Genomic DNA, 22,837 nt, shown 5'->3' on the forward strand with positions numbered 1-22,837 from the left:
CCTTAGCCCGGTTCAATTCGAGGAGCGGCAACGTTTAAAGGGCTAGGCAAAGTGTCCGGGAAACTGGGGGAAGCCCAATCTCTCCATTGAACAGGTCCATGATGGGCGAGAGGTAAAGCTTCTCGCCTTTTACGTTGAACTCGGTCACATCGGTCACCCATTTCTCATTGGGTCGTTTGGCATCGAACTGGCGGTTGAGCAGGTTGGGCGTTGCGCTCAGCTCGCCCCGATAGGAGCGGTATCTTTTTAGGCGTATGAGCGACTTCAGCGCCATATCGTTCATGAGGCGCTGCACGGTTTTGTGGTTGACCTGCTGCCCACTGCGCACCAACTCCGCCGTAATGCGCCGATAGCCGTAGCGGCCCTTGTGGCGCTCATACACGGCTTGGATGCTGGCTTTGAGCTGGGCATATTTATCGCCCGCCTGCAGCGCCTTGGCTTGGTAGTAAAAGGTGCTGCGCGACAGGCCAGCTGCCAACAGCAGGGTGCTCAATGAGTGATAAGGCCTTAGCTCGAGGACGGCTTGCGCCCTTTGGGCGCAGCTTGCCGGCTGGCTTGAACTAAGGCCTCGAGTTTTTTTAGATAGGCCACCTCCGCACGCAGCGCTTCGTTTTCTTTGCGCAAAGACTCAACGGTTTGCGAGTCTTTCGTTTGACCTGGTGCGATGGGGGTTGGTTTGGATGTTGGCATCTTTGGAGGGCGGCCTCTGGGCTTGGGTTGAAGTGCTTGCGCACCGCCCTGATCGTACAGCCGCCGCCACCGAGCTACAACGTCGCTGCCGCCTCGAAGATCAAAGATGACAGCCGCCTGGCTGTCCGAGAGCCCTTGCTCTTTGGCCTGCGCAAGCACGTTCAGCTTGAATTGCACACTGTAGTGGCTGCGCTTCTTGCGCAGCGCCTTGATGCCATGCATTTGATAGCCATGTATCCACCGGCTCAGCTGCGTCGCACCTAACCCTGCTTGCTTGGCCAGTGCCTTGTGGCCGATCTGCCCGCCCAGATACTTCTGGACCATCTTGAGCTTGAAGCTCTCATCGTATTTCTCCATGAAAAACACCCCATTGGTTGGACTGGTGTCCAACTTTTGGGGTGCAGTTCAGCGAGGTGCCCTTGTCATATCCCAGCCGTGCGGATTACTGGATGGTTGCGCCGGAGGCTTCGACAATGGCCTTGGCGTCCTGGAAGTCCTTGTGGAAGAATTTGTCAAAGTCAGACACGGACATGGCTTGGGGTTCGGCGCCTTGGGCCAGGATGGAGTCCTGAATTTCCTTCTGGGCCAGCAGCTTGTTGACCTCGGTGTTGAGCTTGCTGACGATGGGCGCGGGCAGGTTCTTGGGGCCAAACAGCCCATACCAGGTACTCACATCAAAGCCCTTCATGCCAAGCTCGGCAACGGTGGGCACATCGGGCAGCGAGCTGCTGCGCTTGGCCGAGGTGACGGCCAGCGGACGCAGCTTGCCGGCCTTGATCTGGCCAATCGCCGAGGGGACTGAAGAGACCAGCAGGTCGACATTGCCGGACAGGGTATCGAGCAGCGCGGGGTTGGAGCCCTTGTAAGGCACATGGGTCAGCTTGACGCCTGCAGCCTTCTCAAACAGCACGCCGGCGATGTGGATGCTGGTGCCATTGCCGGGCGAGCCGTAGGTGATCTTGCCGGGATCGGCCTTGGCGGCGGCGATGACATCGTTCAAGGTCTTGAACTTGCTGTTTTCCGAGGTGGCGATGATGACTGGCGAGTAGGCCACATGGGCGATCGGGGTCAGGTCCTTGGCGGGGTTCCAGGGCAGGCCCTTGTACAGGTAGTAGCCCAACACCACGTTGTCCTTCTGGCCCATGACGATGTCGTAGCCCGTTGGCTGGGCCTTGGCCACTTCACTGATACCGATGGTGCCACCCGCGCCGGCACGGTTGTCAGCGACCACGGTCCAGTGGTTTTGCTCGCTGAGCTTTTGTGCAATGATGCGCGCCAGAATGTCGGTGCCACCCCCTGGAGGGAAGGGTACGACCATGCGGACTGGCTTGCTGCCGGGGTAGTCTGCCCCCGCACCCTGTGCCATGGCACCCGAAGCTGCCCCCACCGTGAGCGCCACTGCGGCGCACTGCAGAATCTGTTTCATCATTTTGTTGTCTCCTTGAGAGTGACACCTTCGCATGGCTTTTGCAGAGTCGGCCAAGGAGGTAGTTGCATAAACGGTCAAAGGGGTGATGATGCATGCCATCACGCCAGGTGGCATATTCTAGGGGCTGTGGTGTTGGGCGATGTTGCGCAGACCTGTTGCAGCATGCAAAACATGACAAGCCGCTGACAGCCCCGGCGTGGGGCGTATGCAGATGACAACAGTGACAACAGAAGGATCGACTATGAAAGCAAAACTCGTGGGGGCTTTGGCCTCGGTGGTCATGGGCTGTGCGGCCTTGGTGAGCCTGCCCAGCCAGGCGGCGCTGGCCGTTGGCGCCCAGGCACCGCTCTTCAGCACCCAGTCGGCATTGGCGGGCAAGGTGCAGCGTTTTGACATGGCCGAGGCCTTGAAGCGCGGCCCCGTAGTCTTGTACTTCTTCCCCAAGGCCTTCAGCCAGGGCTGCACTATCGAGGCCCATGCCTTTGCCGAAGCCACGCCTACCTTTGCGGCCTCCGGTGCCCAGGTCGTTGGCATCTCGCATGACGACATCGCCACGATGCAGCGCTTCTCCAGCGAGGCCTGCCGCGACCAGTTCAGCGTAGCTTCCGACCCCGATGCCAAGGCCATCAAGGCCTATGACGCGAGCTCGGCCGCACGGCCCGGCACGGCATCACGCATTTCTTATGTGATCGCTCCAGACGGCAAGGTGATCTATGCGCATGAGGGCAGCGATCCGCTCGAACACGTGCAGCAGACCCTGAAGGCCGTGCAGGACTGGAAGGCGCGCCAGAAGTCTTGAGTCGGCCTGGCAGCGGGTTGCAGCAGCGCTCGTCCTGCCCGCCATCCTACTGAACACCGCCCATGCCGGCCTCTATGGCCTATGATCGCCTGATGCTGGCAAGTCTGCTCCAACCCCAATGGCCCCACCGGACCTGGCGCACCGCGCGCCGCTGGGCGGTGGCCTGGTGGCGCATTTTCTATCTGGGCGCCGTTGTGCTGGTGATGCTGATGTCGCCCAGCAGCTATGGCCCGCAAACCCGGTCACGGCTGATGCGCCGCATGTATGTTGACACGGCGCCCATCCTGCTGGGCTTTACTGCGCTCGCCGCCTTGCTGTGCCTGGTGGTGGCGCGCATCGTGTTTGTCACTGCCACCAGCTATGGCCTCTCGCGCGTAGCGGTCGAGATGGTCATCCGCGTGCTGGTGCTGGAGTTGATCCCGCTGACGGCCGCGCTGTTTGTGGCCATGCGCTGCTCCATTCCTGCAGGTGCCTCCTTGGCCAAGATGCGCGAGGATGGGCACTTTGAGCGCCTGCGCCACCACGGCTATGACCCTGTGCGCACGGAGATGCTGCCCTTGGTCGTTGCCAGCATGTATGCCTCCATCACCTTGGCAGCGCTGTCCTGCGTGGTCTCGCTGGTCATGGTCTACCTGAGTGTTTATGGGCTGAGCTGGGTCGGTTTTGAGCTTTACACCCGCATGTTCGCCAGCGTGTTCACCCCTATGGTGACTTGGCTGTTCGGCCTCAAGACCTTGATGTTTGGCTTGGCGGTAGCACTGATCCCCACCGCTTCGGCGATGAACCGGCCTTACGGCATGGACCGCAACGAGGCCCTTGGGCCCGCATCCGACCTGGGCGGCTTGGCGCGCATGTTTGCGGTGCTGTTGCTGATTGAGGTGGCGTCGCTGCTCGGAAATTATTACTAGCCGCCTGCTAAACCAGGAAGCGGTAGCGGCCGGTGAGCGGATGCGCGGTCAGTGCATCTTCCTCGCGCGCGCCTTGGCCGATGTTGTGGATGACCGCCCAGCGTCCGCTGGCGCTGCGCCTGTCGCTGACAAGGCCGGTATGCGGCAGCTTGCCATCGATCATACTGGTGAAGATATCGCCGGGCCGCCAATCCCGCTCATCAGCGGGTAGCGGAAGCTTGGCTTGCTTGCGCGACCAGAAGGTCTGCAGATTGGGCACGCGGCGGTGGTCGATATGGGGATCTGGCCGTTTGAGACCCCAAGTCTTTGGATAGGCCGAAAAGTGCGCTGCCATATCGGTGTGTATCAGCTTTTGCAGATCCACCGCCAAGGCATCTCTGTAGGCGCGGATCAGCACATCGGTGCAAACGCCTGTGTGGCGCGGCACATCACCGCCAGGATAGGCGATGGTGGCGTAGCGGCCATCATAGGTACGGGTAACGCCCAACTGCCTGCGCGCTTCACGTATCAACGCGCTCGCATCGCGCCGAGATGGTGCAGCCAGGCTGGGTAGGCTGGTGGTGCCCAAGGTCAGCAGAAGGAGCAGCGGGCGTCGGGAGAGTTTCTGAGGCATGGGACAAGTCTAGCGGCTGGTGAGTGGTGCTGGCGCTGGTCGTCCGCAACGGGCAAGGCAGCTCTCTCAGGCCATTGTGTGCCGCGCAGGCACCCCAAGCCGGCAGCCCTTAAAATAGGCGATTGCCTGCAGGCAGGACCACGGCCGCTGCAGGCCAGCGCATTCTTGGGCCAGGCTTTGGCCAACCACCACCATGACCGAATCTCTAACCCACAGCCCTTGGCGCATGTCCGTCGCGCCGATGATGGACTGGACCGACCGCCATTGCCGCTTTTTTCACCGTCTGCTGACGCGGCAGACCTTGCTCTATACCGAGATGGTGACCACCGGCGCGCTGATCCATGGGGATGTGGCGCGGCATTTGCGTTTTCATGCCGAGGAGCACCCGGTGGCCCTGCAATTGGGCGGTAGCGAGCCGGCGGATTTGGCCCAGTGCGCCAAGCTGGCGCAGGACTGGGGTTATGACGAGGTCAACCTGAACTGCGGCTGCCCCAGCGAGCGCGTACAGCGCGGTGCCTTTGGCGCCTGCCTGATGAACGAGAAAGCGCTGGTGGCCGATGGTGTCAAGGCCATGCGCGATGTGGTGGACATCCCCGTGACGGTAAAGCACCGCATTGGCATCGACAAGAATGAGAGCTATGACTTTGTGCGTGACTTCATCGGCACGGTCGCCGATGCGGGTTGCGAAGTATTTGTGGTGCATGCCCGCAATGCTTGGCTCAAGGGCCTCTCGCCCAAGGAGAACCGCGAGATTCCACCGCTGCGTTATGACGTGGTGGCGCAGCTGAAAAAGGACTTTCCGCATTTGACCATCGCCATCAACGGCGGCATTGCCGATGACGCCACGGTGCTGGCGCAGCTCGAGCATGTCGATGGCGTGATGGTGGGGCGTGAGGCCTACCACAACCCTTGGTGGCTGGCGACTTGGGATGCGCAGTTCTATGGCGCCGAGCTGAACAGCGACATCAGCCGCGAATCGGTCGAAGAAGAGATGGTGCGCTATATGGAGCGTGAGGCTGCCGAACATGGCACGCACTGGTACTCCATCGCACGCCACATGCTGGGCCTGCGCCAGGGCATGCCCGGTGCCCGCCGCTGGCGCCAGGTCTGGAGCGATCACCGCATGAAGCAGCTGCCACCGCACGAGGTGATGCAGGCCGCCCGCACCAAGCCGGAGCGCCACGCCGATAGTCCCGTTTTGGTAAGTATTTGATACGAAAAGGCTGCTGGCACCTGGGCGGTGTCCGTCGGCCTTACGCGGAGGCATTTTCGCAGTGGGCCTCTGTGTTCTACCTCTGCATTTGCCTGATTTCTAGGCTCAACAACTTTCTCTCAGCCGCCACTGCACCCCACATATAGGGGCTGCACACTGCAGGCTCACGCGCGCCGACAGCCCTGGCGCAGCCGATAGCGGTTGCTATACTTCCCGCGATATATGCCGCCCCCGGCAGCGCCGATATGGTGCATGTCCGGGCCGGAAAGTGCAGAACAAACAAAGCACAAGGGAAGAGGGATGGGGGAAAAGAATCCGCGATGGGCCCTGGGCCTGTTGTTGGCGGTGGGCTGGCTGGGCGCGCACCGCTTTTATCTGGGACGCTATGCAAGCGCCGTGGCGCAGCTGGCCTTGGCCTTGCTGTGCGCGGCGCTGTGGCTATGGGGCGGACGGGCTGCAGCCTACGCGCCTTATCTGCTGGGCCCGATTGTTTTTTGGTTGATCCGCGATGGCTTTTGGCTGTTCGACTACTTTCGGGTCGAAGAGGACATGGATTCGCGCTTGTCGGCGTTTGCCCAGTCGCAACTGGATGAGCAGGCATCGATGCCTGCAGCCAAGGCAGAGGTGGCCGCTGCGCCGGTACCCGCCTCTGTGGCCCAGCCTGCTGTAGCCGCCGCGCTACCGGCTGATCTGCCACCCAAACCCGCGACCGATCCGCAGACCGACAAGAAGTCCCTGGCCATCCAGATGGCGCAAAAGCATATTGGTGATGCGCTCGCACGCCGAGATGTGCAGACGGCGCACGCGGAGGCGGACACCCTGGTCAGATACCTCGCACAGCGCAGCCGGAAGCCCCAAAGTGACCCGCACTTGGCGATGGCCTATCTGCTGCAGGGGATGACCTTCTACCAAACCGGGCAACTGGATGCAGCGCGCAAAAAACTGCAAATGGGTGTGCATTTGGGAGCTGCCTTTGCCGAGCTGACGCAGCCCGTGCATCAGGCACAGTCGTTTTTGCAGCGCCTGCGTTCGCCCCAAATGGCATCCGCAGCCGCTGCTACGCCCCTGCTGCAGCCGGGTCAGTATCCGCTGCTGATGCAATCGCAGGACTGGGCCCAGGCGCTGGCCTTGTGCGAGCAGACCATTGCCTTGCGCCAAGCGGGCCAGGAAGCGGATGTGCCTGATCTGGCCCAGCACCACCTGCATGCGATGGAGATTGCGCAGCATTTGGGTAATAAGCACCGCCAACGCGTGCATGGCCAGGCCTTGCTGGCGTTGGCCGCGCCTGAGGGCGCAGCAGTGCCGGTGGCGATGCGGCGCCAGGCCTTGGAGCGTCTGGGTGATCTCTGCCAATCGGATGAGGACCACCAAGCTGCCACGGCGCACTATGCGCAAGCGCTGGCGCTGGTGAATGTGCGCGGCAGCGGCGGCAACGCGGCCGCGCAGGCCTTGGCGCTGTGCGCGCTGTTGCAGCGCATGGCCAGCAGCCATGCAGCCTTGGGCGAGACGGCGCAGGCGCTGCAATGCTGGCAGCGGCTGGCGCTGTACCTGGACAGCTTTGAGCGCCTGGACCAGCAAGGCCAGCGCATGCCCGATCCCGAGGCAGTGTCGGGCATGCTGGCCGACTACGCGGCCTTTGCCATCCGCCACCAGCCCGCAAGGGTCAAGCCGCTGGTGCAGCAGGCCTTGCGCATACAGCAGCGCAGTTGCCGGGGCTATTCGCTCGCGGCAGCGCGGGCCTATGAGGTATTTGCGGCATTTTTGGAGGCGCATGGCCAGGCCGATGCACGCCGCAGCTATCTGAGAAAAGCGCTGTTGCTGGTGCAGATCTGTGACCCGGACAACAGCGCGCATTTGCAACAGCTAAAAACCGCGATCAGGGAGGGCGCATGAGCGTGCAAGGGCTTTTTTATGCGCTGCCGCGCCATGGTTTGCGGGCGTTGCTGGTCGAGCCTTCGGCCATGGATGACTACCTGCAGCATAGTGCTGAGCAAGGCGGGCCGCTGGCCGTGCTGGATCAGGGCAGCCTGTGGCAGCAAGACATCCAGCGCCTGCCTGAGATCGAGCACGGTGTGGCAGTAGACGGTACCTTGGCCCAGCATTGCTGGGCCTGGCCGGCCGATCTGGTGACGGACAGCGCGCAACGGCTGAGCGGTATCAGCGCTACCCAGCTGGTGCAGCGCATGCATGCCTGGCAAAAGGCACAGGATGGCAGGCCGCCTGATATTGAGGCGCTGCGCCACTGGGTGCGCCGACAGGCCGCGCTGCGCAGTTTTTGGCAGGCAGCAGCGCAGCGGCGCGATGCTGTGCTGCTCTACGTGGTGTAGCGCCGGGCGGGCTTAGCGCATCAGCGCCATCAAGTCGGCGGCAGCCGCCTCTGGATTGTCCGCGTTGACGATGGCGCGCACCACGGCGATCGATCCCACGCCGCTCTCGCGCACCTGCGAAAACTCCGCTGCCGAAATGCCGCCAATGGCGACCTGGGGGTAGCTGCGCGTCAGGGCGGCATAGCGCTCCAGGCGCGCCAAGCCCTGCGGGACGGTGGCCATTTTCTTCAAGGTGGTTGGGAACACCGCTCCCATCGCGATATAGCTGGGCTGCGCCTGGCTGGCGCGAACCATCTCGGCATAGCCATGGGTGCTGACACCCAGGCGCACGCCGCTGGCACGCAGCTCGGCGAGTTCTGCAGCGCTCAGCGCATCCAGGTCTTCCTGGCCCAGGTGCACGCCATAGCTGCCAGCGGCGATGGCCTGGCGCCAGTGGTCGTTGATAAAGAGCAGGGCGCCAGTCCCCGCCACTGCGGCAACGGCTGCGGCGATCTCCGCAGCAATGGCCTGGGCATCGTCGGATTTGAAGCGCAGCTGCACGGTGGGCACGCCGGCACGGGCCATTCGGCCGACCCATTCGGCCGTTGGAAGCACCGCATACAGGCCCAGCTGCTGCGGGCAGGGCGCAAAGGCCTGGGGCCCGCCGCTGGTCAGCAAGCCAAAATCAGCAGCTTGCGTGGGCCAGGCCTGGGCATCGAACTGGCCTGTGCGGGCGCTTTGCGCGCTCCAGGCGCTGGCCAGGCAGTCGGCGTCGATGGCGATAAAGCCCAGCGTGCTGCAAGCGGCCAAGGCGCCGGCGTAGACGGCATCCTGCGCGCGGTCTGCGGGCAGCGCAGGCGCTGTTTGGGGCGGAAAGCTGGCAAAGGCGGCCTGGTGGGCGGCGGTAATGGCCTGCGCGATCTGGGCGGCGGTGGGGGTGGCGAGCATCGGCGGGTCTCTCAGTGGCTTTGGTGCCAGAACGGCGTGCCCAGCACCGGCGTGCTGGGTTGGGCCATGTCCTGCGCCTGCATCGCGCCGGCGCGGTAGGCGGCATGGCCTGCGGCGGTGGCATCGGCAAAGGCGCCGGCCATCGCGATTGGGTCTTGCGACAAGGCGACAGCCGTGTTCAGCAGCACGCCGTCAAAGCCCCATTCCATGACCTGGCAGGCGTGGCTGGGCAAGCCCAGGCCGGCATCGCAGATCAGCGGCACATCCAGGCGCTCGCGCAAGGTCTGCATCGCATAGGGGTTAACGGGGCCACGGCCCGTGCCAATCGGCGCGGCCCAAGGCATGACGGCCTGGCAGCCCACATCGACCAGGCGTTGGCAGAGCACCAGGTCCTCGGTGCAGTAGGGCAGCACCTGAAAACCGTCCTTGATCAGGATGGAGGCAGCCTCCACCAGGTTCAGGGTGTCGGGTTGCAGGGTGTAGTCGTCGCCAATCAGTTCCAGCTTGATCCAGGGCGTCTCGAACACCTCGCGCGCCATCTGGGCCGTGGTGATGGCCTCTTGCAGGCGCATGCATCCGGCGGTATTGGGCAACACCGGCACATTCAGACGCTTGAGCAGCGCCCAGAAGTCACTGCCGGTCTCGGCAGCATTGCTGCCCTGGCGGCGCAGCGATGCGGTCACCATGGCCGGCTGGGCGCGGGCGACGGCTGCTTCCAGCACGGCGGGCGATGGATAGCGCGAGGTTCCGAGCAGCAAGCGGCTTTGAAAACGTTGGCCATACAGCACCAGGGCGTCGTCGGAAGAGGGAGTGGCGTTCATGGCAAAGGCCTTGGGTAAATGCGGGTCAGGGGCCCTGGCGGTAGTGGCCGGGGCAGGTGGCGCCGGAGCAGATTAACCGCCGGTAACGGGCGAGATGACTTCGAGCTTGTCGCCTGCGTGCAGCTGGCGGCTGTCGTACTGGCCCTTGGGCACGAATTCGGTATTGACGGCCACGGCAAAAGGCGGGCGCGGCTGCAGCTGGGCCAGCGCCACGGCAATGGTGGCGCCTTCGGGCAGGGCGGTGGCCTGGTTGTTCAAGAGGATCTGTATCGTCATCATTCAAGGCTCATCATAGGGCTGCGGGCCATCAGGCGGCCGCGAGCAGGCGCACATCCATGTCAAAGCGCGCGGCAAGGGGGGCTTCGCCGGTCAGCAGCAGCTCGATTGCGCAGTCCAGCACGGCGGGCGAGATCATGAAGCCGTGCCGGTACAGGCCATTGATCTCCAGCACCCGGGGCCGCACCTGGCGGATGGCTGGCAGATTATCGGGCAAAGTCGGGCGGCACTGGGTGTTGATCTCCAGGATGCGCGCCTCGGCAAAGCCGCTGTGCACGGTGTAGGCCGCGCTGAGCAGCTCCATCGCCGAGCGCACGCTGGCCGGCGACATGTCGTCGGACTCGATCTCGGTGGCACCGATGACAAAGTGGTGGTCCTGCTTGGGCGCGATATAGATCGGGTAGCGCGGATGCATCAGGCGCGTGGGGCGGCGCAACTGCACCTCCGGCGCATGCACGCGCAGCACTTCGCCACGCACGCCGCGCAACTGGCTCCACTGCGGTTTTGCACCCAGGCCGCGTGTGTCGATCAGCAGATCAGGCTGGCCCTGCGCGCCGGGCGCAAAGTGATCGAGCTCGTGCGCCTGGTGCCAGTGCAGGCGCACGCCCCGCGCCTGCAGCGCAGGCACCAGTGCGGCCAGCAGCTGGCGGTTGTCCAGCTGGCCCTCGCCTGGCAGGTAGTAGGCGGACTGAAAATGCCCCGCCAGCGCGGGCTCCAGTTCAGCAATTTGGGCGCCGCCCAGGGTTTGCAAAGGCGGCAACTCGGGGATGGCCGCCTGGGTGCGCTGCAAGATGCCGCGAAAGCGCTGTGCTTCAGGAGCATCCTGGCGGTGCCAGACCACCATGGTGCCGGCCTGCTGCAAGAACACCGGTGCATCGAATTGCGCAAGCAGCTCCGGCCAGCGCTGCAGCCCATACTGGCCCATGCGCACCACGCCATGCTCGGTCACGGCCGATTCGGCCAGCGGCGCCAACATGGCGGCGGCCACGCGCGCTGCGGCGTGCTCGGCTTCTGGCCCGCCCCGGTCGTACAGGTCGATGGAGAATCCCCGGCCCGACAGCTCCAGCGCCATCAGCCGGCCCAACAGGCCACCGCCCAGGATGGCGATGCGGGCTTGGGGAGAAATGAATGGGTGAGAGGACATGTTTTGTGCTTGGCAATAGACAAAACAGTGCGCGCAACTGCCGAAAACTCCCCACGCCAGCATGACCTGGATCGGGTTGCGGAGCGCTGCCGTGGTGGCTCACTCCAGGGTCTGATCTCAGTCGCGCTGCAGCCAAACTGCTGCAGGGACACCCCTGTTTCGTCTCAGGCTGCATTACAACACAGCGTTGCGCCGGGGGCATGGGGCTGCGTCAAGCCGTCGTCACAATCGTGGATAATTTTGCCCAGGCCGGGCCAGTGTTGCCCGGCATTGTTTTTGGACTGCAGCCATGGCCTCACTGAATCCTTCTTCTCCCGTCTCCTTGCCGCGTTATGCACGGGTGCTGTCGATTGCGGGTTCCGACAGCGGCGGTGGGGCCGGTATCCAGGCGGATCTGAAGACCATGTCGGCGCTGGGCTGCTTTGGCATGACAGCGATCACGGCGCTGACGGCGCAAAACACGCAGGGCGTGCGCTCCATCCATGGCGTGCCGCCGGCTTTCCTGCAGGAGCAACTGGATGCGGTGCTCGAGGACATTGGCTGCGATGCCGTCAAGATCGGCATGCTGCACGCGCCTGAGATTGTGGCCGTGGTGGCCGCCGCGATCGATCGCTATGCCTTGCCCCATGTGGTGCTGGACCCGGTGATGGTCGCCACCAGCGGTGACCGGCTGATTGCCGAGGCCACCGTGGGTGAGCTGGTGAGGCAGCTGTTTCCCCGCGCAGCGCTCGTTACCCCTAACCTGGACGAAGCAGGTTTGCTGCTGGGCCGCAGTCTGGTACACGCCGATCAATTGGAGCAGGCCGCGCGGGATTTGCTGGCCATGGGCGCCCAGGCGGTGCTGATCAAGGGCGGCCATTTGCCTGGCGATGAGGTGGTGGACCTGCTGGCTACTGCCGACGGCCAGCGTCTGCGTCTGGCTTCCACCCGCATCCACACTCACAACGGGCATGGCACGGGCTGCACCTTGTCATCGGCCATTGCCTGCCAGCTGGCCCTGGGGCAGCCGCTGCCGTCCGCTGTCAGCCTGGCGCGGCAGTACATTCTGGGCGCCATTGAATCGGGTGCCGATGTGCATACCGGGCAGGGGCATGGCCCGCTGGCCCATGGTTGGAACCCGCAAAAGCAGGTGATTGTGCGCTGAATGCCTGCGCTCGGCGGCTTCTGTAAGCAGCGGTGAGGATGGCGTTGCAAGTCGATTTTTCGTCAGTATTTGCGTCGAAATATCGGAGTAATTGGTAATATAAAATCGAAATGACCATAAATTTGTCGTTTTTACGACGAAATGCGGTATTTAACAGGCATTAAAAAGCGCTGCTGTTAATTTAAGTTACTTTCCATGTTTACGATTTAAGTCCATGATAAATATCAATAACATGCTGAAAATGTAGCTTCAATCAAGTTCTTGATACATTTTCCATCGTTATTTTTCATGGGTTAAATATTTTTAGGTAAACAGTGTGTAAACTTTTAAATTTATGGGGCCTGCTGTCAACCGCCTCGTAGGCCTCGGCGTTGAACACCCATCTTTAGGAGATTGTTCACATGACCACCGCAAATGTTTTCAGCATCTGGCCAGAAGACGAACGTGATCGCAAGCGCTAAGCACTGGCGCCAGTAACTCTTTTTCTTGCTTGCCGATACGCTGAAGTCGGCAAACTAACCCCAGTAGACGGCTCCTCGATGGAGCCGTTACTTGCGAATAGGGCGTGGCAGCTGCACATTCCCGCCCCGGATGGCCCAAAGGCAGTCTATCCCTCTCAACATGCACCTCGCTTCCGTGGCTCTCAGGCTGTAGGAAGGCGGGGTGCTTGTTTTTGTGCCGTGGTGGTGGGATACAGCTCTCAGGCCAGCACGTCTGGCGCGCTGGGCCCGCAGTTGCAATCGGATTTAAGCGGCAGAGTTCGCGCTAAGGCTTGGCTGGCCCAGCAGCTTGCGAGCTTCCTGGCCCGCCTGGGCCCGTGAGACGGACAGGCGCAGCAGACGCTCCAGTGCCCGGTCCTGAATGCCTCGGCTCTTGAGGGCGGTGTAGGTGGACTCGGCATAGTCCAAGGTCGTGCCATAGATGCCGCAGGACTGGGCAAAGATGCGGCGGTAGTCGTCTTCGCTCAAGGTGCCCGTGCAGCGTGGGCTGGACTTGGACAGCGTAAAGGCCAGCGCCTTGACGGGGCCATCTTCGGTTTGGCAGTCGAGCCACTTGGGGTCGTAGGAGTCGGTAGCCATTTCGCGCTGCCACAGCCGGGGCATCATCTCTGGCACATGGTGGCGGGCAATGCGAAAGGCCATGCCACGGCAGCTGCCACCCGAGAACATGCCAAACACGAGTCCCGGGCATTCCGGCGTACCCCGGTTGATGTGGCTCCACATCTTGAGCGCGCGGTGCCAGCCAAAGACCCGCGCGTGGCGGCATTCCAGAAACTCAAACTCCGGGCGCCAGATTAGCGAGCCGTAGGCAAAAACCCAGAGGTCGTCCGTTCCTCCCCACTCCTGCATGGTTTGCGCGAACATTTGTTGCGGGCAACGGCTGCGGGGGGAGGCGACCAAATTCGTCATAGTGGTATCGACCAACAAAACAAAGAGATAAGCAATTGTTATAGCGCTTGATGCGCATCAACGCTAGGACTGCTAGGCCTGAGCGGTCATCTTTTGCGTGGAAAGCAACAGTATGGCGCTGTGGGACATAGCCTACCTAACGCCGAAGCGGGCCTGGGCGATGACAGGAAAACCAGGCAAGCCGAGGCCTGCTTGGAGGTGTCAACGAGTTCCTGATGCCTGCATGCACCCATCTGCGCTGTGGCGCAGTGTCGGCAGCCCTATTGCCTGACCAGGACGCAGGATTATTCAATGCTATGATGTTCATAGCTGATGCGGTGCTCCGCTGTGGTTGAAGCTCGGACTTCCCGGGTTTTTTGACGGCAGAGGGCGGCGTGTACAGGTGGCTTGCGTGGGGCAAAGCCGCCTGGTTGGCGTTCGACGAGAATGGTCTTCCTATGAATATTGTGATCTTGGACGATTATCAGGATGCGGTGCGCAAGCTGCCATGCGCATCCGTTCTCGACGCTTATTCAGCCAAGGTCTATACCAATACTGTCAAGGGTTTGGGGCAGCTGTCAGTGCGCCTCAAGGATGCCGACATCATTGTGCTGATTCGCGAGCGCACGCACATCAGCCGCCTGCTGCTCGACAAGCTCCCGCGCCTCAAGCTGATCGCCCAGACCGGGCGCATAGGCTCCCATGTGGATTTGACGGCCTGCACCGAGCGCGGCGTGGCCGTGGCCGAGGGCGTTGGATCACCCATCGCGCCTGCCGAGCTGACCTGGGCGCTGATCATGGCCGCTGCGCGCCGCCTGCCGCAGTACATCTCCAACCTCAAACACGGGGCCTGGCAGCAGTCGGGCTTCAAGGCCGCCAATATGCCGCCCAATTTTGGCCTGGGCACGGTGCTGCGCGGCCGCACCCTGGGCATCTGGGGCTATGGCCGCATCGGCCAGCTGGTGGCCGGCTATGGCAAGGCTTTTGGCATGGAGGTGCTGGTCTGGGGTAGCGATGCTTCGCGCGCCAAGGCGCTCTCTGACGGGCACAAGGTGGCGTCGAGCAAGCAGTTCTTCTTTGCCAACAGCGATGTGCTGACCGTGCATCTGCGCCTGAACGAGCAGACCAAGGGCTGCATCAGCTTTGATGACCTGGCGCAGATGAAGCCCTCGGCCACCTTTGTCAACACCTCGCGGGCTGAGCTGGTGCAGCCCGATGCGCTGATTGCCGCGCTCAACCGGGGGCGCCCAGGTATTGCTGCGGTGGATGTGTTCGAGAGCGAACCCATCTTGCAAGGCCATGCCTTGCTGCGCTTGGAGAACTGCATTTGCACGCCCCATATCGGCTATGTCGAGCAGGACAACTACGAGCAGTACTTTGGGGCGGCGTTTGACAACGTCATCAACTTCATCAAAGGGCGGCCGTCGAACATCGTCAACCCGGGTGCCTTGCAGGTTCGCCGCTAAAACCGTTGGATGCACAGAAAAGGGCCCTGCGAGGGCCCTTGGTGTTACTGCAGCGCGGACATCACTCCAGCTGCAGCTTCTTTTTCGCGATCAAGGCGTTGTACATCTTGCGGTCGCTGCTGATGCGGGTTTGCAGTGCGGCGGGCGATGCGTCGTCCAGGGTCCAGGCCTGGCGCAGCAGCTGATCGCGGATATCAGCGGTGTTGAGCACCTTCAGTAGCGCATCGCTGAGCTGGCTGCGGATGGCGGCAGACATGCTGGCCGGGGCCATCAGCGCATTCCAGACTTCGATATTCACATCCTGGGCACCAATCTCGCGCATTGATGGCGTCTGCGGCATCAGCTGCGTGCGCTGGGCCGAGGTGACGGCCAGGGCCGCCAGCTTGCCGCTTTGCACCAGCGGCAGCACCGACGAGATCGGCAGCAGCGCGCAATCGAGCTGGCCACCCATCAGCCCGGAGACCACACCGGGCGCGCCGGTGAAGGGGATGTGCACGGCATCAAAATGCAGCGCGTCCTTCAGCAGTTCCATGCCCAGGTGGCCGCCGGAGCCCAGGCCGGTGGAGCCATAGCTGGCGGCATTGCCTTTTTGGCGCAGGTTGGCGAGCGCCTTGTCGGTCTGCGCACCTGCACTGGCCGGCACCACCCAGGCCAGGGGCGATACGCCCACCAGCGCCAGCGGCGCAAAGTCCTTCACAGGGTCATAGGGCAGCTTGGCATACAACGCCTGCGACGAGGTCAGCGGGCCATTGCCGATAATGCCAAAGCTGTGGTCGTCCGTCGCGCGCGCCACCTGGTCCGCGCCAATATTGCCGCTGGCACCGGGCCGGTTGTCCACCACCACGGGCTGGCCCAGGATCTGCGCCAGCGGCTGGGCAATCATGCGTGCCTGCATGTCGGGCGAGGAGCCCGCCGGGTAGCCGACGATAAAGCGCAGGGGTTTGCTGGGCCAATGGGCTGGGGCAGCATGGGCGCTGGTCCAGCCCGCAGGCAGGGCGGCAGCAGCGGCAAATCCCGCCAGGGATTGCAGCAGGTGGCGACGGTCGATGGTCATGAAAAACAGGGCAGGGTGATAACTGGCGGCCATCCTAACCCAGACGGCACCCGCTGGAGGCGCTGGCCCTGTCCGCCGGGTGGCAGTGGCCAACCATGAATAAAGCGCTGCAAGCCCCGGCACACAGTGCAGCGGCGTGGCTCGGGCCATGCCAGTATGATTTATGCTTTGTCACCGGCCGTCGCACAGTTTGCTTGCGTAGGCAAAAAATCCTGATCCATGAGCCGATTACGTACCCGACGCCCCGATTCCTCCCCCTCGGCACAGCCTGCAGGCCTGGCGCAGCCATCGCCATGGCCGGGTCAGCCGCAGCCCGCTGGCGGCCCCGGGCCTGTGCGCACGCCGCCCGATGCCAACCGCCGTACCACCTGGGTGCTGCTGGCCATCTGGATCGGCGTGATGTTTGCGATCTACCTGGTGACCGAGGTCTACCGCAAGCCCAGCGAAGGCAAGGTCATGGCCCATGGTGTGCTGGAGATTCCGCGCGACCGCGATGGCCATTTCCGCGTGGCGGGCTCGGTCAACGGGGTGCCGGTGCAGTTCATGGTGGATACCGGTGCCAGCCTGATCAGCATCACCGACGCCGTCGCCGTACGTGCCAACCTGGGCGAGGGCGTGCCCATCAGCTTTCAAACCGCCAATGGCGTGCGCCAGGGCATGATGAGCCGGGCCGAGCGGGTTGAGGTCGGCCCGCTGGCGGTCAATGGCTTGCGCGTCGGCACGGGCTATACCGGCGAGAGCGCGCGCGATGCGCTGCTGGGCCAGAACTTCTTGCGCTATTTTGATGTGAGCATCTCGGGCAACAGCATGGTGCTCAAGGCCCGCGACAGCGAGGCCATGCGCTAAATCCAGGGCGCTGCTCAACCCATGTCCGGCTTGCAGTTGAACGCCGCCTGCAGGCCATTGTTGCCATCGGGCAGGCGCACAGCCGCCGGTGATGCACTGGCCTCGTACAGACCGACGCAGTGCTGTGCGGCCAGCTCCCGGGCCGCCTCCAGCGCGGCACCTGCTTGCGCTGGCTGCACCGCGACAAAAACAATATTGCGGCCAATGCTGTAATCGGCCAGCAGACTCTTGTCTTCGGGGGGAAGTTCTTCACGGTAGGGGCCGCTGCGCGGGGGAAAGCGCTGCATCATCTCCAGGCACCAGGCCTTGAGCGACAACGTGGCGACCGCTGGGTCCTCGTAGTCATGGTGCTCTGGCCATTCGGTCTGTGCCTGGAACCAGAGACCAAAGGCCGCAGGTTCCCTGGGTGCAGCGGCGGGCGCAAAAACCAGCAAGTGGTAGCTCATGGTGTGGCCTCCAGACGGAGATGCTCTGGACGCCATTTAACCAAAGTGGCGCGGTGCTGTATGTGAGATTTGTCTTACGCGCAGACACTGGCGGGCAGGCTGCGGCGCTTGGCATGCCCAGCGCGTGGTGGGCATGCCGTGGGCAGGGCTTACTTGGTGCCGAAGATGCGGTCGCCCGCGTCACCCAGGCCCGGCAGGATGTAGCCGTGGTCATTGAGCTGGCGGTCCACGGCGGCCGTGTAGATGTCCACATCGGGGTGGGCGGCCTGCATGGTCTTGATGCCTTCAGGGGCGGCCAGCAGGCACATGAACTTGATGGACTTGGGCTGGCACTTGTTCTTGAGCTGCTGCACGGCGGCGGCGGCCGAGTTGCCGGTGGCCAGCATCGGGTCCACCACGATCACATCGCGCTCACCCATGTTGTCGGGCATCTTGAAGTAGTACTCGACCGGCTGCAGCGTTTCAGGGTCCCGGTAGAGACCGATGTGGCCAATACGGGCGCCGGGCACCACGTTGAGCATGCCGTCGAGGAAGCCATTGCCGGCGCGCAGGATGGAGACCAGGGCCAGTTTCTTGCCGTCGATGACCTTGCCGACCATCTTTTCCATCGGGGTCTCGATCTCAAGATCCTGCAGTGGGAAGTCGCGCGTGATCTCGTAGGCCATCAGGGTGGACAGCTCGCCGAGCATGCGGCGGAAGCTGTTGGTGGATGCTTCCTTGCGGCGCATCAGCGTGAGTTTGTGCTGGACCAGCGGGTGGTCGATGAGGTGAACGGTGCTCATGGTAGTTGCCAATGTCATTTTTGGCCGCAATGGTAGCAGCGCAGGCCAGAAGGCGTGCGCGGCCTGTGAATATATTTACCGAATGGTGAGGCTTTTGCGTTGTGCATTGCCCCTCATGCAGCCCCGAGCAATTGCGCGTAGCGGCCCAGGTCCACATTGCCGCCGCTGATCAGCACGCCCACGCGGGCACCTTGCAGATCGACACCACCAAAGCGTGCGCCTGCCAGGCTCAGCGCGCCGGTGGGCTCGACCACCATCTTCATGCGCTCGGCATAAAAACGCATGCTGTCCACCAACTGCGGGTCGCTGGCGGTGACGATGTCGGTCACATCGCGGCGGATGATGGCATAGGTCAGATCGCCCAGTGCCTGCGTCTGTGCGCCATCGGCAATGGTGCGGGGTGTGGCGATCTTCACGATCTCGCCCTTGCGCAGCGATTGCTGGGCATCGTTGCCGGCCTCTGGCTCCACACCGTAGACCTTGCACTGGGGCGCCATGGCCTTGGCCGACAGCAGGCAGCCCGACAGCAGGCCGCCGCCGCCCAGGCAGACAAACAGGTAGTCGAGCTGGGGCACGTCCTGGAACAGTTCCATCGCGCTGGTTCCCTGGCCGGCGATCACCTCGGCATGGTTGTAGGGTGGCACCAGCGTCATGCCGCGCTCCTGGGCAATGCGATGGCTGATCGCTTCACGGTCCTCGGTAAAACGGTCATAGGTGATAACTTCGGCACCGTAGCCGCGTGTCGCATCCAGCTTGGCGGCCGGGGCGTCCTCGGGCATCACGATGGCTGCGGGCATGCCCAGAATGCGGGCAGAAAGGGCGATGGCCTGCGCATGGTTGCCCGAGGAGAAAGCCAGCGCGCCGCGCTTGGCCTGCTCTGGCGAGAAGCGGGCCAGCGCGTTGTAGCCTCCCCGGAACTTGAATGCGCCCATGCGCTGGTAGTTTTCGCATTTGAAGAAGAACTCTGCCCCCGTCAATTTGTCGAGGGTGGATGAGCGCATCACCGGCGTGCGGTGGGCAACGCCTTGCAGGCGCTGCGCAGCTGCTTGCACATCGTCAAAAGTGGGGAGGGGGGTGGCGTGGACGGAGGCGTTCATGGTCGGTCAGATGGCAGAGGCGTCGAGGGGATTCATGGTAGTGGCATTTTGGCGATTTGGTGTCGCTCTGGTGGTCCGTCCTGCAGATGGCGCTGGGCATTGGCTAGCCAAAGCGTTGAACAGCCTGACGAACAAGCTTGTGCGCAAACGCAAGTCAGCGCCGGGGACCATGCGTTGCCAGTCGCAGTCTGTAGGTGTTTACGTATAATCGGCCGCTTGTATGGGCTTATGTAGCTAAAGGTTGGGGTATGTGGAACAAAAAAATTGCGCTGGCCATCGGTGCCGCAGCGGTCTCGGTGTTGGCAGCAGGCGCCGCGCAAGCGCAGGGCCGTGATCTGGTGGTGGCCTCCAGCGCGACCTATGCACCTTTTGCGTTCGAGAACAAAGACAAGCAGATCGTCGGCTTTGACATCGATATCGTCAATGCCATCGCCAAGCAGCAGGGCATGAAGCTGCGCATCGTCAACACGCCGTTCAGCAGCATCTTTGCGTCGCTCAACAATGGCGATGTGGACTTTGTCATCTCCGGCGTGACCATCAACGACAAGCGCAAGCAGAGCTTTGATTTCTCCCAGCCTTATTTTGACGCCCGCCAGCTGATCGCCGTGCCCAAGGACAGCACGGTCGCATCGCTCAAGGACCTCAAGGACAAGAAGGTGTCGGTGGTCAGCGGCTCGACCGGTGACGATGTGATGAGCCGCGAAGTCGGCAAGACCAGCCCCAATATCCGTCGCTTCGAGAGCACGCCGCTGATCATCTCCGAGCTGGCCGCAGGCGGCGTGGATGCCGCCATTGGCGACAATGGTGTCATCGCCTACCGCGTCTCGCAGTACCCCGCGCTGAAGACTGTGGATGACGCCAGCTTCCCCAAGGAGCATTTCGGCATCGTCGTGCGCAAGGGCGACAAGGCCTTGCAAGAGAAGATCAACGCCGGCCTGGCTGCCATCCGCGCCGATGGCAGCTACAACGTGATCTACAAGAAGTGGTTCAACCAGGACTACAAGCCCCAATAAGGCGGCTGCGACTTCCGCTGCAATGACGGCCCGTTGGCCGTCATTTTGTTTGAAAGAATTGATTGATGGACAACAACACCCCTGTAGAGTGGTTCGGCTGGTTCCGCCCCGACATCCTGGTGGAATACAAGCAGATGTTTTGGCAGGGTGCGATGGTCACCATCGGCATGACGGTGGCCTGCGTGATCATGGGCTGCGCGCTGGGCCTGATGCTGGCCCTGGCACGCCTGGCCGACACCCGCCACCAGCCCTGGAAGGGCGTGTGCAAATACCTGCTGCGCTGGCCATCGACCGCCTATGTCAGCTTCTTCCGGGGCACGCCGCTGTTCGTGCAGATCCTGCTGATGCACTTTGCGGTGATGCCGTTGTTCGTTCACCCGGTCAATGGGCTGATCATCAGCGGTGACCTGGCGCGCACGCTCAAGCAGGACCATGGCGCGCTGATGTCCGGTGTGGTGGCGTTGACGCTCAACTCGGCAGCCTATATCTCCGAGGTGTTCCGCGCCGGCATCCAGTCGATCGCGATTGGCCAGAAACAGGCGGGCATGTCGCTGGGCATGACGCATGGCCAGATGATGCGCTATGTGGTGATTCCGCAGGCCTTCCGCCGCATGCTGCCTCCGCTGGGCAACAACATGATCTCGCTGCTCAAGGACACCTCGCTGGTCTCCGCCATTGGGCTGGCCGAGATGGCCTATGCCGCGCGTACCGTGGCCGGTGCCTATGGCCGCTACTGGGAGCCTTACCTGGCCGTTGCGCTGGCCTACTGGCTGATGACCTTCATGCTGACCCTGGGCCTGCGGGCGCTGGAAAACCATCTGGCACGCACCGATCGCAGTTGATTGCGCAGCGCATAAGCGAAAAAGCCGGCAATTGAACTGCCGGCTTTTTCTTTGCGGTGCGTCCCAGCCTACTTTTTGCCGCCCATGATGCTGCCCAGCACGCCGCGCAGAATCTGGTTGCCCAGCTTGGTGCCAAAGGAGCGGGCGGTGGACTTGGCCATCGACTGCACAATGCCGTCCTTTTTGCCGCCGCGCGGGCCGGTGGTGCCAAACAGGATGTCGTTGATGCTGCCCATCAGGCCACCATCCTCGGCACCTGCACCGGCAGTGCCAGCAGCCGCGCCTGCGCCCGGCTTGCCGCCTTGCGCTGCGCTGGCCTGACCGGCGCGAGCCTTCAGGATCTCGTAGGCCGACTCGCGGTCCACCGGCGTGTCGTAGACGCCTGCGACCAGAGAGTTCTTCAGCAAGGCCTGGCGTTGCTCGGTAGTGATGGGGCCAATCTGGCTGCCGGGTGGCAGCACATAGACGCGCTCGGTCACGCTGGGGCGGCCTTTTTCGTCCAGAAAGCTGACGAGCGCCTCGCCCACGGCCAGCTCGGTGATCGCGGTCTCGATGTTCAGGCCCGGGTTGGCGCGCATCGTGGTCGCCGTGGCCTTGACGGCCTTCTGGTCGCGTGGCGTGAAGGCACGCAGCGCATGCTGCACGCGGTTGCCCAGCTGGGCGAGCACGCTGTCGGGAATGTCCAGCGGGTTCTGCGTGACGAAATACACGCCCACGCCCTTGGAGCGCACCAGGCGCACGACCAGTTCGATACGCTCTTGCAGCACCTTGGGTGCGTCATTGAACAGCAAGTGGGCCTCGTCAAAGAAGAACACCAGTTTGGGCTTGTCCGGGTCGCCAATTTCCGGGAGCTTCTCGTACAGATCGGATAGCATCCACAGCAGGAAGGTGGAGTACAGGCGCGGCGAATTCATCAGCTTGTCGGCCGCCAGGATGTTGATCACCCCTTGCGTGCCCACGGTCTGCATCATGTCGTCGATGTTGAGCATGGGCTCGCCAAAGAAGCTGTTGCCGCCTTGCTGCTCGATCTGCAGCAGACCGCGCTGGATGGCGCCCACGCTGGCCGAGCTGATGTTGCCGTAGTCGGTGGTGAACTGCTTGGCGTTCTCACCCACGTACGACAGCATCGCGCGCAGGTCCTTGAGGTCAAGCAGCAGCATGCCGTTGTCATCGGCGATCTTGAACACCAGGTTGAGCACGCCCATCTGCGTGTCGTTCAGGTCCAGCATGCGGCCCAGCAGCAGCGGGCCCATGTCCGATATGGTGGCGCGCACCGGGTGGCCTTGCTCGCCAAACACATCCCATAAGGTGGTGGGGCAGGCCTTGGGCGTGGGCAGGCCAATACCACGGTCTTGCAAGGTGGCGGCCAGCTTGCCGCCAATCTGGCCCACCTGGCTGATGCCGGTCAAATCCCCCTTGATATCGGCCATGAACACCGGCACGCCAATGCCCGAGAATCCCTCGGCCAATGTCTGAAGGGTTACAGTCTTGCCCGTGCCGGTCGCGCCGGTGATCAGTCCGTGTCGATTGGCCAGGCCAGGAAGCAAAAAACACTCCGTTGTGCCATTTTTGGCAACCAGTAGGGGTTCAGCCATCGTAGGTTTCCTCTCCA

23 protein-coding genes and 1 pseudogene are annotated in these 22,837 nt (G+C 62.8%); 10 read left to right on the forward strand and 14 right to left on the reverse strand.

What is annotated here, in order from left to right; translation table 11 throughout:
- Positions 1 to 34 precede the first annotated feature (34 nt).
- The 3 genes and pseudogenes from LPW39_RS19130 to LPW39_RS19140 all read right to left on the reverse strand — a co-directional run.
- Positions 35 to 499 (reverse strand): annotated as a pseudogene (locus tag LPW39_RS19130) (IS3 family transposase); the annotation flags it as partial.
- Positions 500 to 507: 8 nt separating this feature from the next.
- The gene (locus tag LPW39_RS19135) at positions 508 to 1,047 is read right to left on the reverse strand and encodes a helix-turn-helix domain-containing protein (protein WP_230778784.1); all 540 of its coding nucleotides are present in this window, start codon (positions 1,045 to 1,047) and stop codon (positions 508 to 510) included.
- Positions 1,048 to 1,132: 85 nt separating this feature from the next.
- Positions 1,133 to 2,119 (reverse strand): Bug family tripartite tricarboxylate transporter substrate binding protein, encoded by a 987-nt coding sequence (locus LPW39_RS19140; protein WP_230778785.1) that lies wholly within the window; start codon positions 2,117 to 2,119, stop codon positions 1,133 to 1,135.
- A gap of 241 nt (positions 2,120 to 2,360) precedes the next feature.
- Between LPW39_RS19140 and LPW39_RS19145 the strand changes: the two genes are divergently transcribed.
- The gene (locus LPW39_RS19145) at positions 2,361 to 2,918 is read left to right on the forward strand and encodes a peroxiredoxin (protein WP_208301055.1); all 558 of its coding nucleotides are present in this window, start codon (positions 2,361 to 2,363) and stop codon (positions 2,916 to 2,918) included.
- A 92-nt stretch (positions 2,919 to 3,010) separates the two neighbouring features.
- Positions 3,011 to 3,826, forward strand: a complete 816-nt coding sequence (locus tag LPW39_RS19150) for an MlaE family ABC transporter permease (RefSeq protein WP_230778855.1) — start codon at positions 3,011 to 3,013, stop codon at positions 3,824 to 3,826.
- A 7-nt stretch (positions 3,827 to 3,833) separates the two neighbouring features.
- On the opposite strand, the gene LPW39_RS19155 is transcribed toward LPW39_RS19150, so the two are convergent.
- Positions 3,834 to 4,439 (reverse strand): DUF1287 domain-containing protein, encoded by a 606-nt coding sequence (locus tag LPW39_RS19155; RefSeq protein ID WP_230778786.1) that lies wholly within the window; start codon positions 4,437 to 4,439, stop codon positions 3,834 to 3,836.
- A gap of 193 nt (positions 4,440 to 4,632) precedes the next feature.
- On the opposite strand from LPW39_RS19155, the gene dusA reads away from it, so the two are divergent.
- The 3 genes from dusA to LPW39_RS19170 all read left to right on the forward strand — a co-directional run bounded on the left by dusA (position 4,633) and on the right by LPW39_RS19170 (position 7,979).
- The gene (gene dusA, locus LPW39_RS19160) at positions 4,633 to 5,652 is read left to right on the forward strand and encodes a tRNA dihydrouridine(20/20a) synthase DusA (protein WP_230778787.1); all 1,020 of its coding nucleotides are present in this window, start codon (positions 4,633 to 4,635) and stop codon (positions 5,650 to 5,652) included.
- Between the two features lie 300 nt (positions 5,653 to 5,952).
- The gene (locus LPW39_RS19165) at positions 5,953 to 7,545 is read left to right on the forward strand and encodes a TM2 domain-containing protein (RefSeq protein WP_230778788.1); all 1,593 of its coding nucleotides are present in this window, start codon (positions 5,953 to 5,955) and stop codon (positions 7,543 to 7,545) included.
- Complete coding sequence (locus LPW39_RS19170) at positions 7,542 to 7,979, forward strand: YfbM family protein (protein ID WP_230778789.1); 438 nt, start codon at positions 7,542 to 7,544, stop codon at positions 7,977 to 7,979. The genes LPW39_RS19165 and LPW39_RS19170 overlap by 4 nt, the downstream gene beginning before the upstream one ends.
- A gap of 12 nt (positions 7,980 to 7,991) precedes the next feature.
- On the opposite strand, the gene LPW39_RS19175 is transcribed toward LPW39_RS19170, so the two are convergent.
- From LPW39_RS19175 to LPW39_RS19190, 4 genes are all read right to left on the reverse strand, one after another.
- Positions 7,992 to 8,906, reverse strand: coding sequence for a thiamine phosphate synthase (locus LPW39_RS19175; RefSeq protein ID WP_230778791.1), 915 nt, complete (start codon positions 8,904 to 8,906; stop codon positions 7,992 to 7,994).
- A gap of 11 nt (positions 8,907 to 8,917) precedes the next feature.
- Complete coding sequence (locus LPW39_RS19180; RefSeq protein ID WP_230778793.1) at positions 8,918 to 9,727, reverse strand: thiazole synthase; 810 nt, start codon at positions 9,725 to 9,727, stop codon at positions 8,918 to 8,920.
- A 72-nt stretch (positions 9,728 to 9,799) separates the two neighbouring features.
- Entirely contained in the window at positions 9,800 to 9,997 is a 198-nt protein-coding gene (thiS, locus tag LPW39_RS19185; RefSeq protein ID WP_133857360.1) for a sulfur carrier protein ThiS, read from the reverse strand.
- Positions 9,998 to 10,034: 37 nt separating this feature from the next.
- Positions 10,035 to 11,147: an FAD-dependent oxidoreductase gene (locus tag LPW39_RS19190; RefSeq protein WP_230778794.1), complete on the reverse strand. Its 1,113-nt coding sequence runs from the start codon at positions 11,145 to 11,147 to the stop codon at positions 10,035 to 10,037.
- 289 nt (positions 11,148 to 11,436) lie between these two features.
- On the opposite strand from LPW39_RS19190, the gene thiD reads away from it, so the two are divergent.
- On the forward strand, positions 11,437 to 12,291 hold the full coding sequence (gene thiD / locus LPW39_RS19195) for a bifunctional hydroxymethylpyrimidine kinase/phosphomethylpyrimidine kinase (protein ID WP_230778796.1): 855 nt from the start codon (positions 11,437 to 11,439) through the stop codon (positions 12,289 to 12,291).
- A gap of 746 nt (positions 12,292 to 13,037) precedes the next feature.
- On the opposite strand, the gene LPW39_RS19200 is transcribed toward thiD, so the two are convergent.
- Positions 13,038 to 13,655 carry a gamma-glutamylcyclotransferase gene (locus LPW39_RS19200; protein ID WP_230778797.1) on the reverse strand — a complete coding sequence of 206 codons (618 nt, stop codon included), beginning with the start codon at positions 13,653 to 13,655 and terminating at the stop codon, positions 13,038 to 13,040.
- 482 nt (positions 13,656 to 14,137) lie between these two features.
- Between LPW39_RS19200 and LPW39_RS19205 the strand changes: the two genes are divergently transcribed.
- Positions 14,138 to 15,145 (forward strand): D-2-hydroxyacid dehydrogenase family protein, encoded by a 1,008-nt coding sequence (locus LPW39_RS19205; protein WP_230778798.1) that lies wholly within the window; start codon positions 14,138 to 14,140, stop codon positions 15,143 to 15,145.
- Between the two features lie 61 nt (positions 15,146 to 15,206).
- Here the strand turns inward: LPW39_RS19205 and LPW39_RS19210 are convergent, their stop codons facing one another.
- A complete protein-coding gene (locus tag LPW39_RS19210) occupies positions 15,207 to 16,199 on the reverse strand; it encodes a Bug family tripartite tricarboxylate transporter substrate binding protein (RefSeq protein ID WP_230778799.1) in 993 nt (330 codons plus the stop codon).
- Positions 16,200 to 16,418: 219 nt separating this feature from the next.
- Here LPW39_RS19210 and LPW39_RS19215 point away from each other — a divergent pair, with 219 nt between their 5' ends.
- A complete protein-coding gene (locus tag LPW39_RS19215; RefSeq protein ID WP_230778800.1) occupies positions 16,419 to 17,045 on the forward strand; it encodes a retropepsin-like aspartic protease family protein in 627 nt (208 codons plus the stop codon).
- 14 nt (positions 17,046 to 17,059) lie between these two features.
- Here the strand turns inward: LPW39_RS19215 and LPW39_RS19220 are convergent, their stop codons facing one another.
- From LPW39_RS19220 to LPW39_RS19230, 3 genes are all read right to left on the reverse strand, one after another.
- On the reverse strand, positions 17,060 to 17,491 hold the full coding sequence (locus LPW39_RS19220; RefSeq protein WP_230778801.1) for a hypothetical protein: 432 nt from the start codon (positions 17,489 to 17,491) through the stop codon (positions 17,060 to 17,062).
- 149 nt (positions 17,492 to 17,640) lie between these two features.
- A complete protein-coding gene (upp, locus tag LPW39_RS19225) occupies positions 17,641 to 18,273 on the reverse strand; it encodes a uracil phosphoribosyltransferase (RefSeq protein ID WP_230778802.1) in 633 nt (210 codons plus the stop codon).
- 113 nt (positions 18,274 to 18,386) lie between these two features.
- Positions 18,387 to 19,370 (reverse strand): threo-3-hydroxy-L-aspartate ammonia-lyase, encoded by a 984-nt coding sequence (locus LPW39_RS19230; protein ID WP_230778803.1) that lies wholly within the window; start codon positions 19,368 to 19,370, stop codon positions 18,387 to 18,389.
- 248 nt (positions 19,371 to 19,618) lie between these two features.
- On the opposite strand from LPW39_RS19230, the gene LPW39_RS19235 reads away from it, so the two are divergent.
- Together LPW39_RS19235 and LPW39_RS19240 are read left to right on the forward strand one after the other, a co-directional pair.
- Complete coding sequence (locus LPW39_RS19235; RefSeq protein ID WP_230778804.1) at positions 19,619 to 20,383, forward strand: basic amino acid ABC transporter substrate-binding protein; 765 nt, start codon at positions 19,619 to 19,621, stop codon at positions 20,381 to 20,383.
- Between the two features lie 65 nt (positions 20,384 to 20,448).
- Positions 20,449 to 21,225, forward strand: coding sequence for an amino acid ABC transporter permease (locus tag LPW39_RS19240; protein WP_230778805.1), 777 nt, complete (start codon positions 20,449 to 20,451; stop codon positions 21,223 to 21,225).
- A gap of 68 nt (positions 21,226 to 21,293) precedes the next feature.
- On the opposite strand, the gene LPW39_RS19245 is transcribed toward LPW39_RS19240, so the two are convergent.
- The gene (locus LPW39_RS19245; protein ID WP_230778806.1) at positions 21,294 to 22,820 is read right to left on the reverse strand and encodes a helicase HerA-like C-terminal domain-containing protein; all 1,527 of its coding nucleotides are present in this window, start codon (positions 22,818 to 22,820) and stop codon (positions 21,294 to 21,296) included.
- Between the last annotated feature and the right edge of the window lie 17 nt (positions 22,821 to 22,837).

It is taken from the genome of Comamonas koreensis, from assembly GCF_021026195.1.
GTDB lineage: Bacteria > Pseudomonadota > Gammaproteobacteria > Burkholderiales > Burkholderiaceae_C > Comamonas > Comamonas koreensis.

What these genes read in the sequence shown, in the direction of transcription:
- LPW39_RS19215 (WP_230778800.1), top strand. Translation starts at nt 16,419, where the DNA reads ATGAGCCGATTACGTACCCGACGCCCCGATTCCTCCCCCTCGGCACAG.
- LPW39_RS19165 (WP_230778788.1), top strand. Translation starts at nt 5,953, where the DNA reads ATGGGGGAAAAGAATCCGCGATGGGCCCTGGGCCTGTTGTTGGCGGTG.
- LPW39_RS19170 (WP_230778789.1), top strand. Translation starts at nt 7,542, where the DNA reads ATGAGCGTGCAAGGGCTTTTTTATGCGCTGCCGCGCCATGGTTTGCGG.
- LPW39_RS19230 (WP_230778803.1), bottom strand. Translation starts at nt 19,370, where the DNA reads ATGAACGCCTCCGTCCACGCCACCCCCCTCCCCACTTTTGACGATGTG.
- LPW39_RS19190 (WP_230778794.1), bottom strand. Translation starts at nt 11,147, where the DNA reads ATGTCCTCTCACCCATTCATTTCTCCCCAAGCCCGCATCGCCATCCTG.
- LPW39_RS19150 (WP_230778855.1), top strand. Translation starts at nt 3,011, where the DNA reads ATGCTGGCAAGTCTGCTCCAACCCCAATGGCCCCACCGGACCTGGCGC.
- LPW39_RS19180 (WP_230778793.1), bottom strand. Translation starts at nt 9,727, where the DNA reads ATGAACGCCACTCCCTCTTCCGACGACGCCCTGGTGCTGTATGGCCAA.
- LPW39_RS19235 (WP_230778804.1), top strand. Translation starts at nt 19,619, where the DNA reads ATGTGGAACAAAAAAATTGCGCTGGCCATCGGTGCCGCAGCGGTCTCG.
- dusA (WP_230778787.1), top strand. Translation starts at nt 4,633, where the DNA reads ATGACCGAATCTCTAACCCACAGCCCTTGGCGCATGTCCGTCGCGCCG.
- LPW39_RS19220 (WP_230778801.1), bottom strand. Translation starts at nt 17,491, where the DNA reads ATGAGCTACCACTTGCTGGTTTTTGCGCCCGCCGCTGCACCCAGGGAA.
- LPW39_RS19210 (WP_230778799.1), bottom strand. Translation starts at nt 16,199, where the DNA reads ATGACCATCGACCGTCGCCACCTGCTGCAATCCCTGGCGGGATTTGCC.
- LPW39_RS19140 (WP_230778785.1), bottom strand. Translation starts at nt 2,119, where the DNA reads ATGATGAAACAGATTCTGCAGTGCGCCGCAGTGGCGCTCACGGTGGGG.
- LPW39_RS19205 (WP_230778798.1), top strand. Translation starts at nt 14,138, where the DNA reads ATGAATATTGTGATCTTGGACGATTATCAGGATGCGGTGCGCAAGCTG.
- LPW39_RS19200 (WP_230778797.1), bottom strand. Translation starts at nt 13,655, where the DNA reads ATGTTCGCGCAAACCATGCAGGAGTGGGGAGGAACGGACGACCTCTGG.
- upp (WP_230778802.1), bottom strand. Translation starts at nt 18,273, where the DNA reads ATGAGCACCGTTCACCTCATCGACCACCCGCTGGTCCAGCACAAACTC.
- LPW39_RS19245 (WP_230778806.1), bottom strand. Translation starts at nt 22,820, where the DNA reads ATGGCTGAACCCCTACTGGTTGCCAAAAATGGCACAACGGAGTGTTTT.
- thiD (WP_230778796.1), top strand. Translation starts at nt 11,437, where the DNA reads ATGGCCTCACTGAATCCTTCTTCTCCCGTCTCCTTGCCGCGTTATGCA.
- LPW39_RS19145 (WP_208301055.1), top strand. Translation starts at nt 2,361, where the DNA reads ATGAAAGCAAAACTCGTGGGGGCTTTGGCCTCGGTGGTCATGGGCTGT.
- LPW39_RS19240 (WP_230778805.1), top strand. Translation starts at nt 20,449, where the DNA reads ATGGACAACAACACCCCTGTAGAGTGGTTCGGCTGGTTCCGCCCCGAC.
- LPW39_RS19135 (WP_230778784.1), bottom strand. Translation starts at nt 1,047, where the DNA reads ATGGAGAAATACGATGAGAGCTTCAAGCTCAAGATGGTCCAGAAGTAT.
- LPW39_RS19155 (WP_230778786.1), bottom strand. Translation starts at nt 4,439, where the DNA reads ATGCCTCAGAAACTCTCCCGACGCCCGCTGCTCCTTCTGCTGACCTTG.
- LPW39_RS19175 (WP_230778791.1), bottom strand. Translation starts at nt 8,906, where the DNA reads ATGCTCGCCACCCCCACCGCCGCCCAGATCGCGCAGGCCATTACCGCC.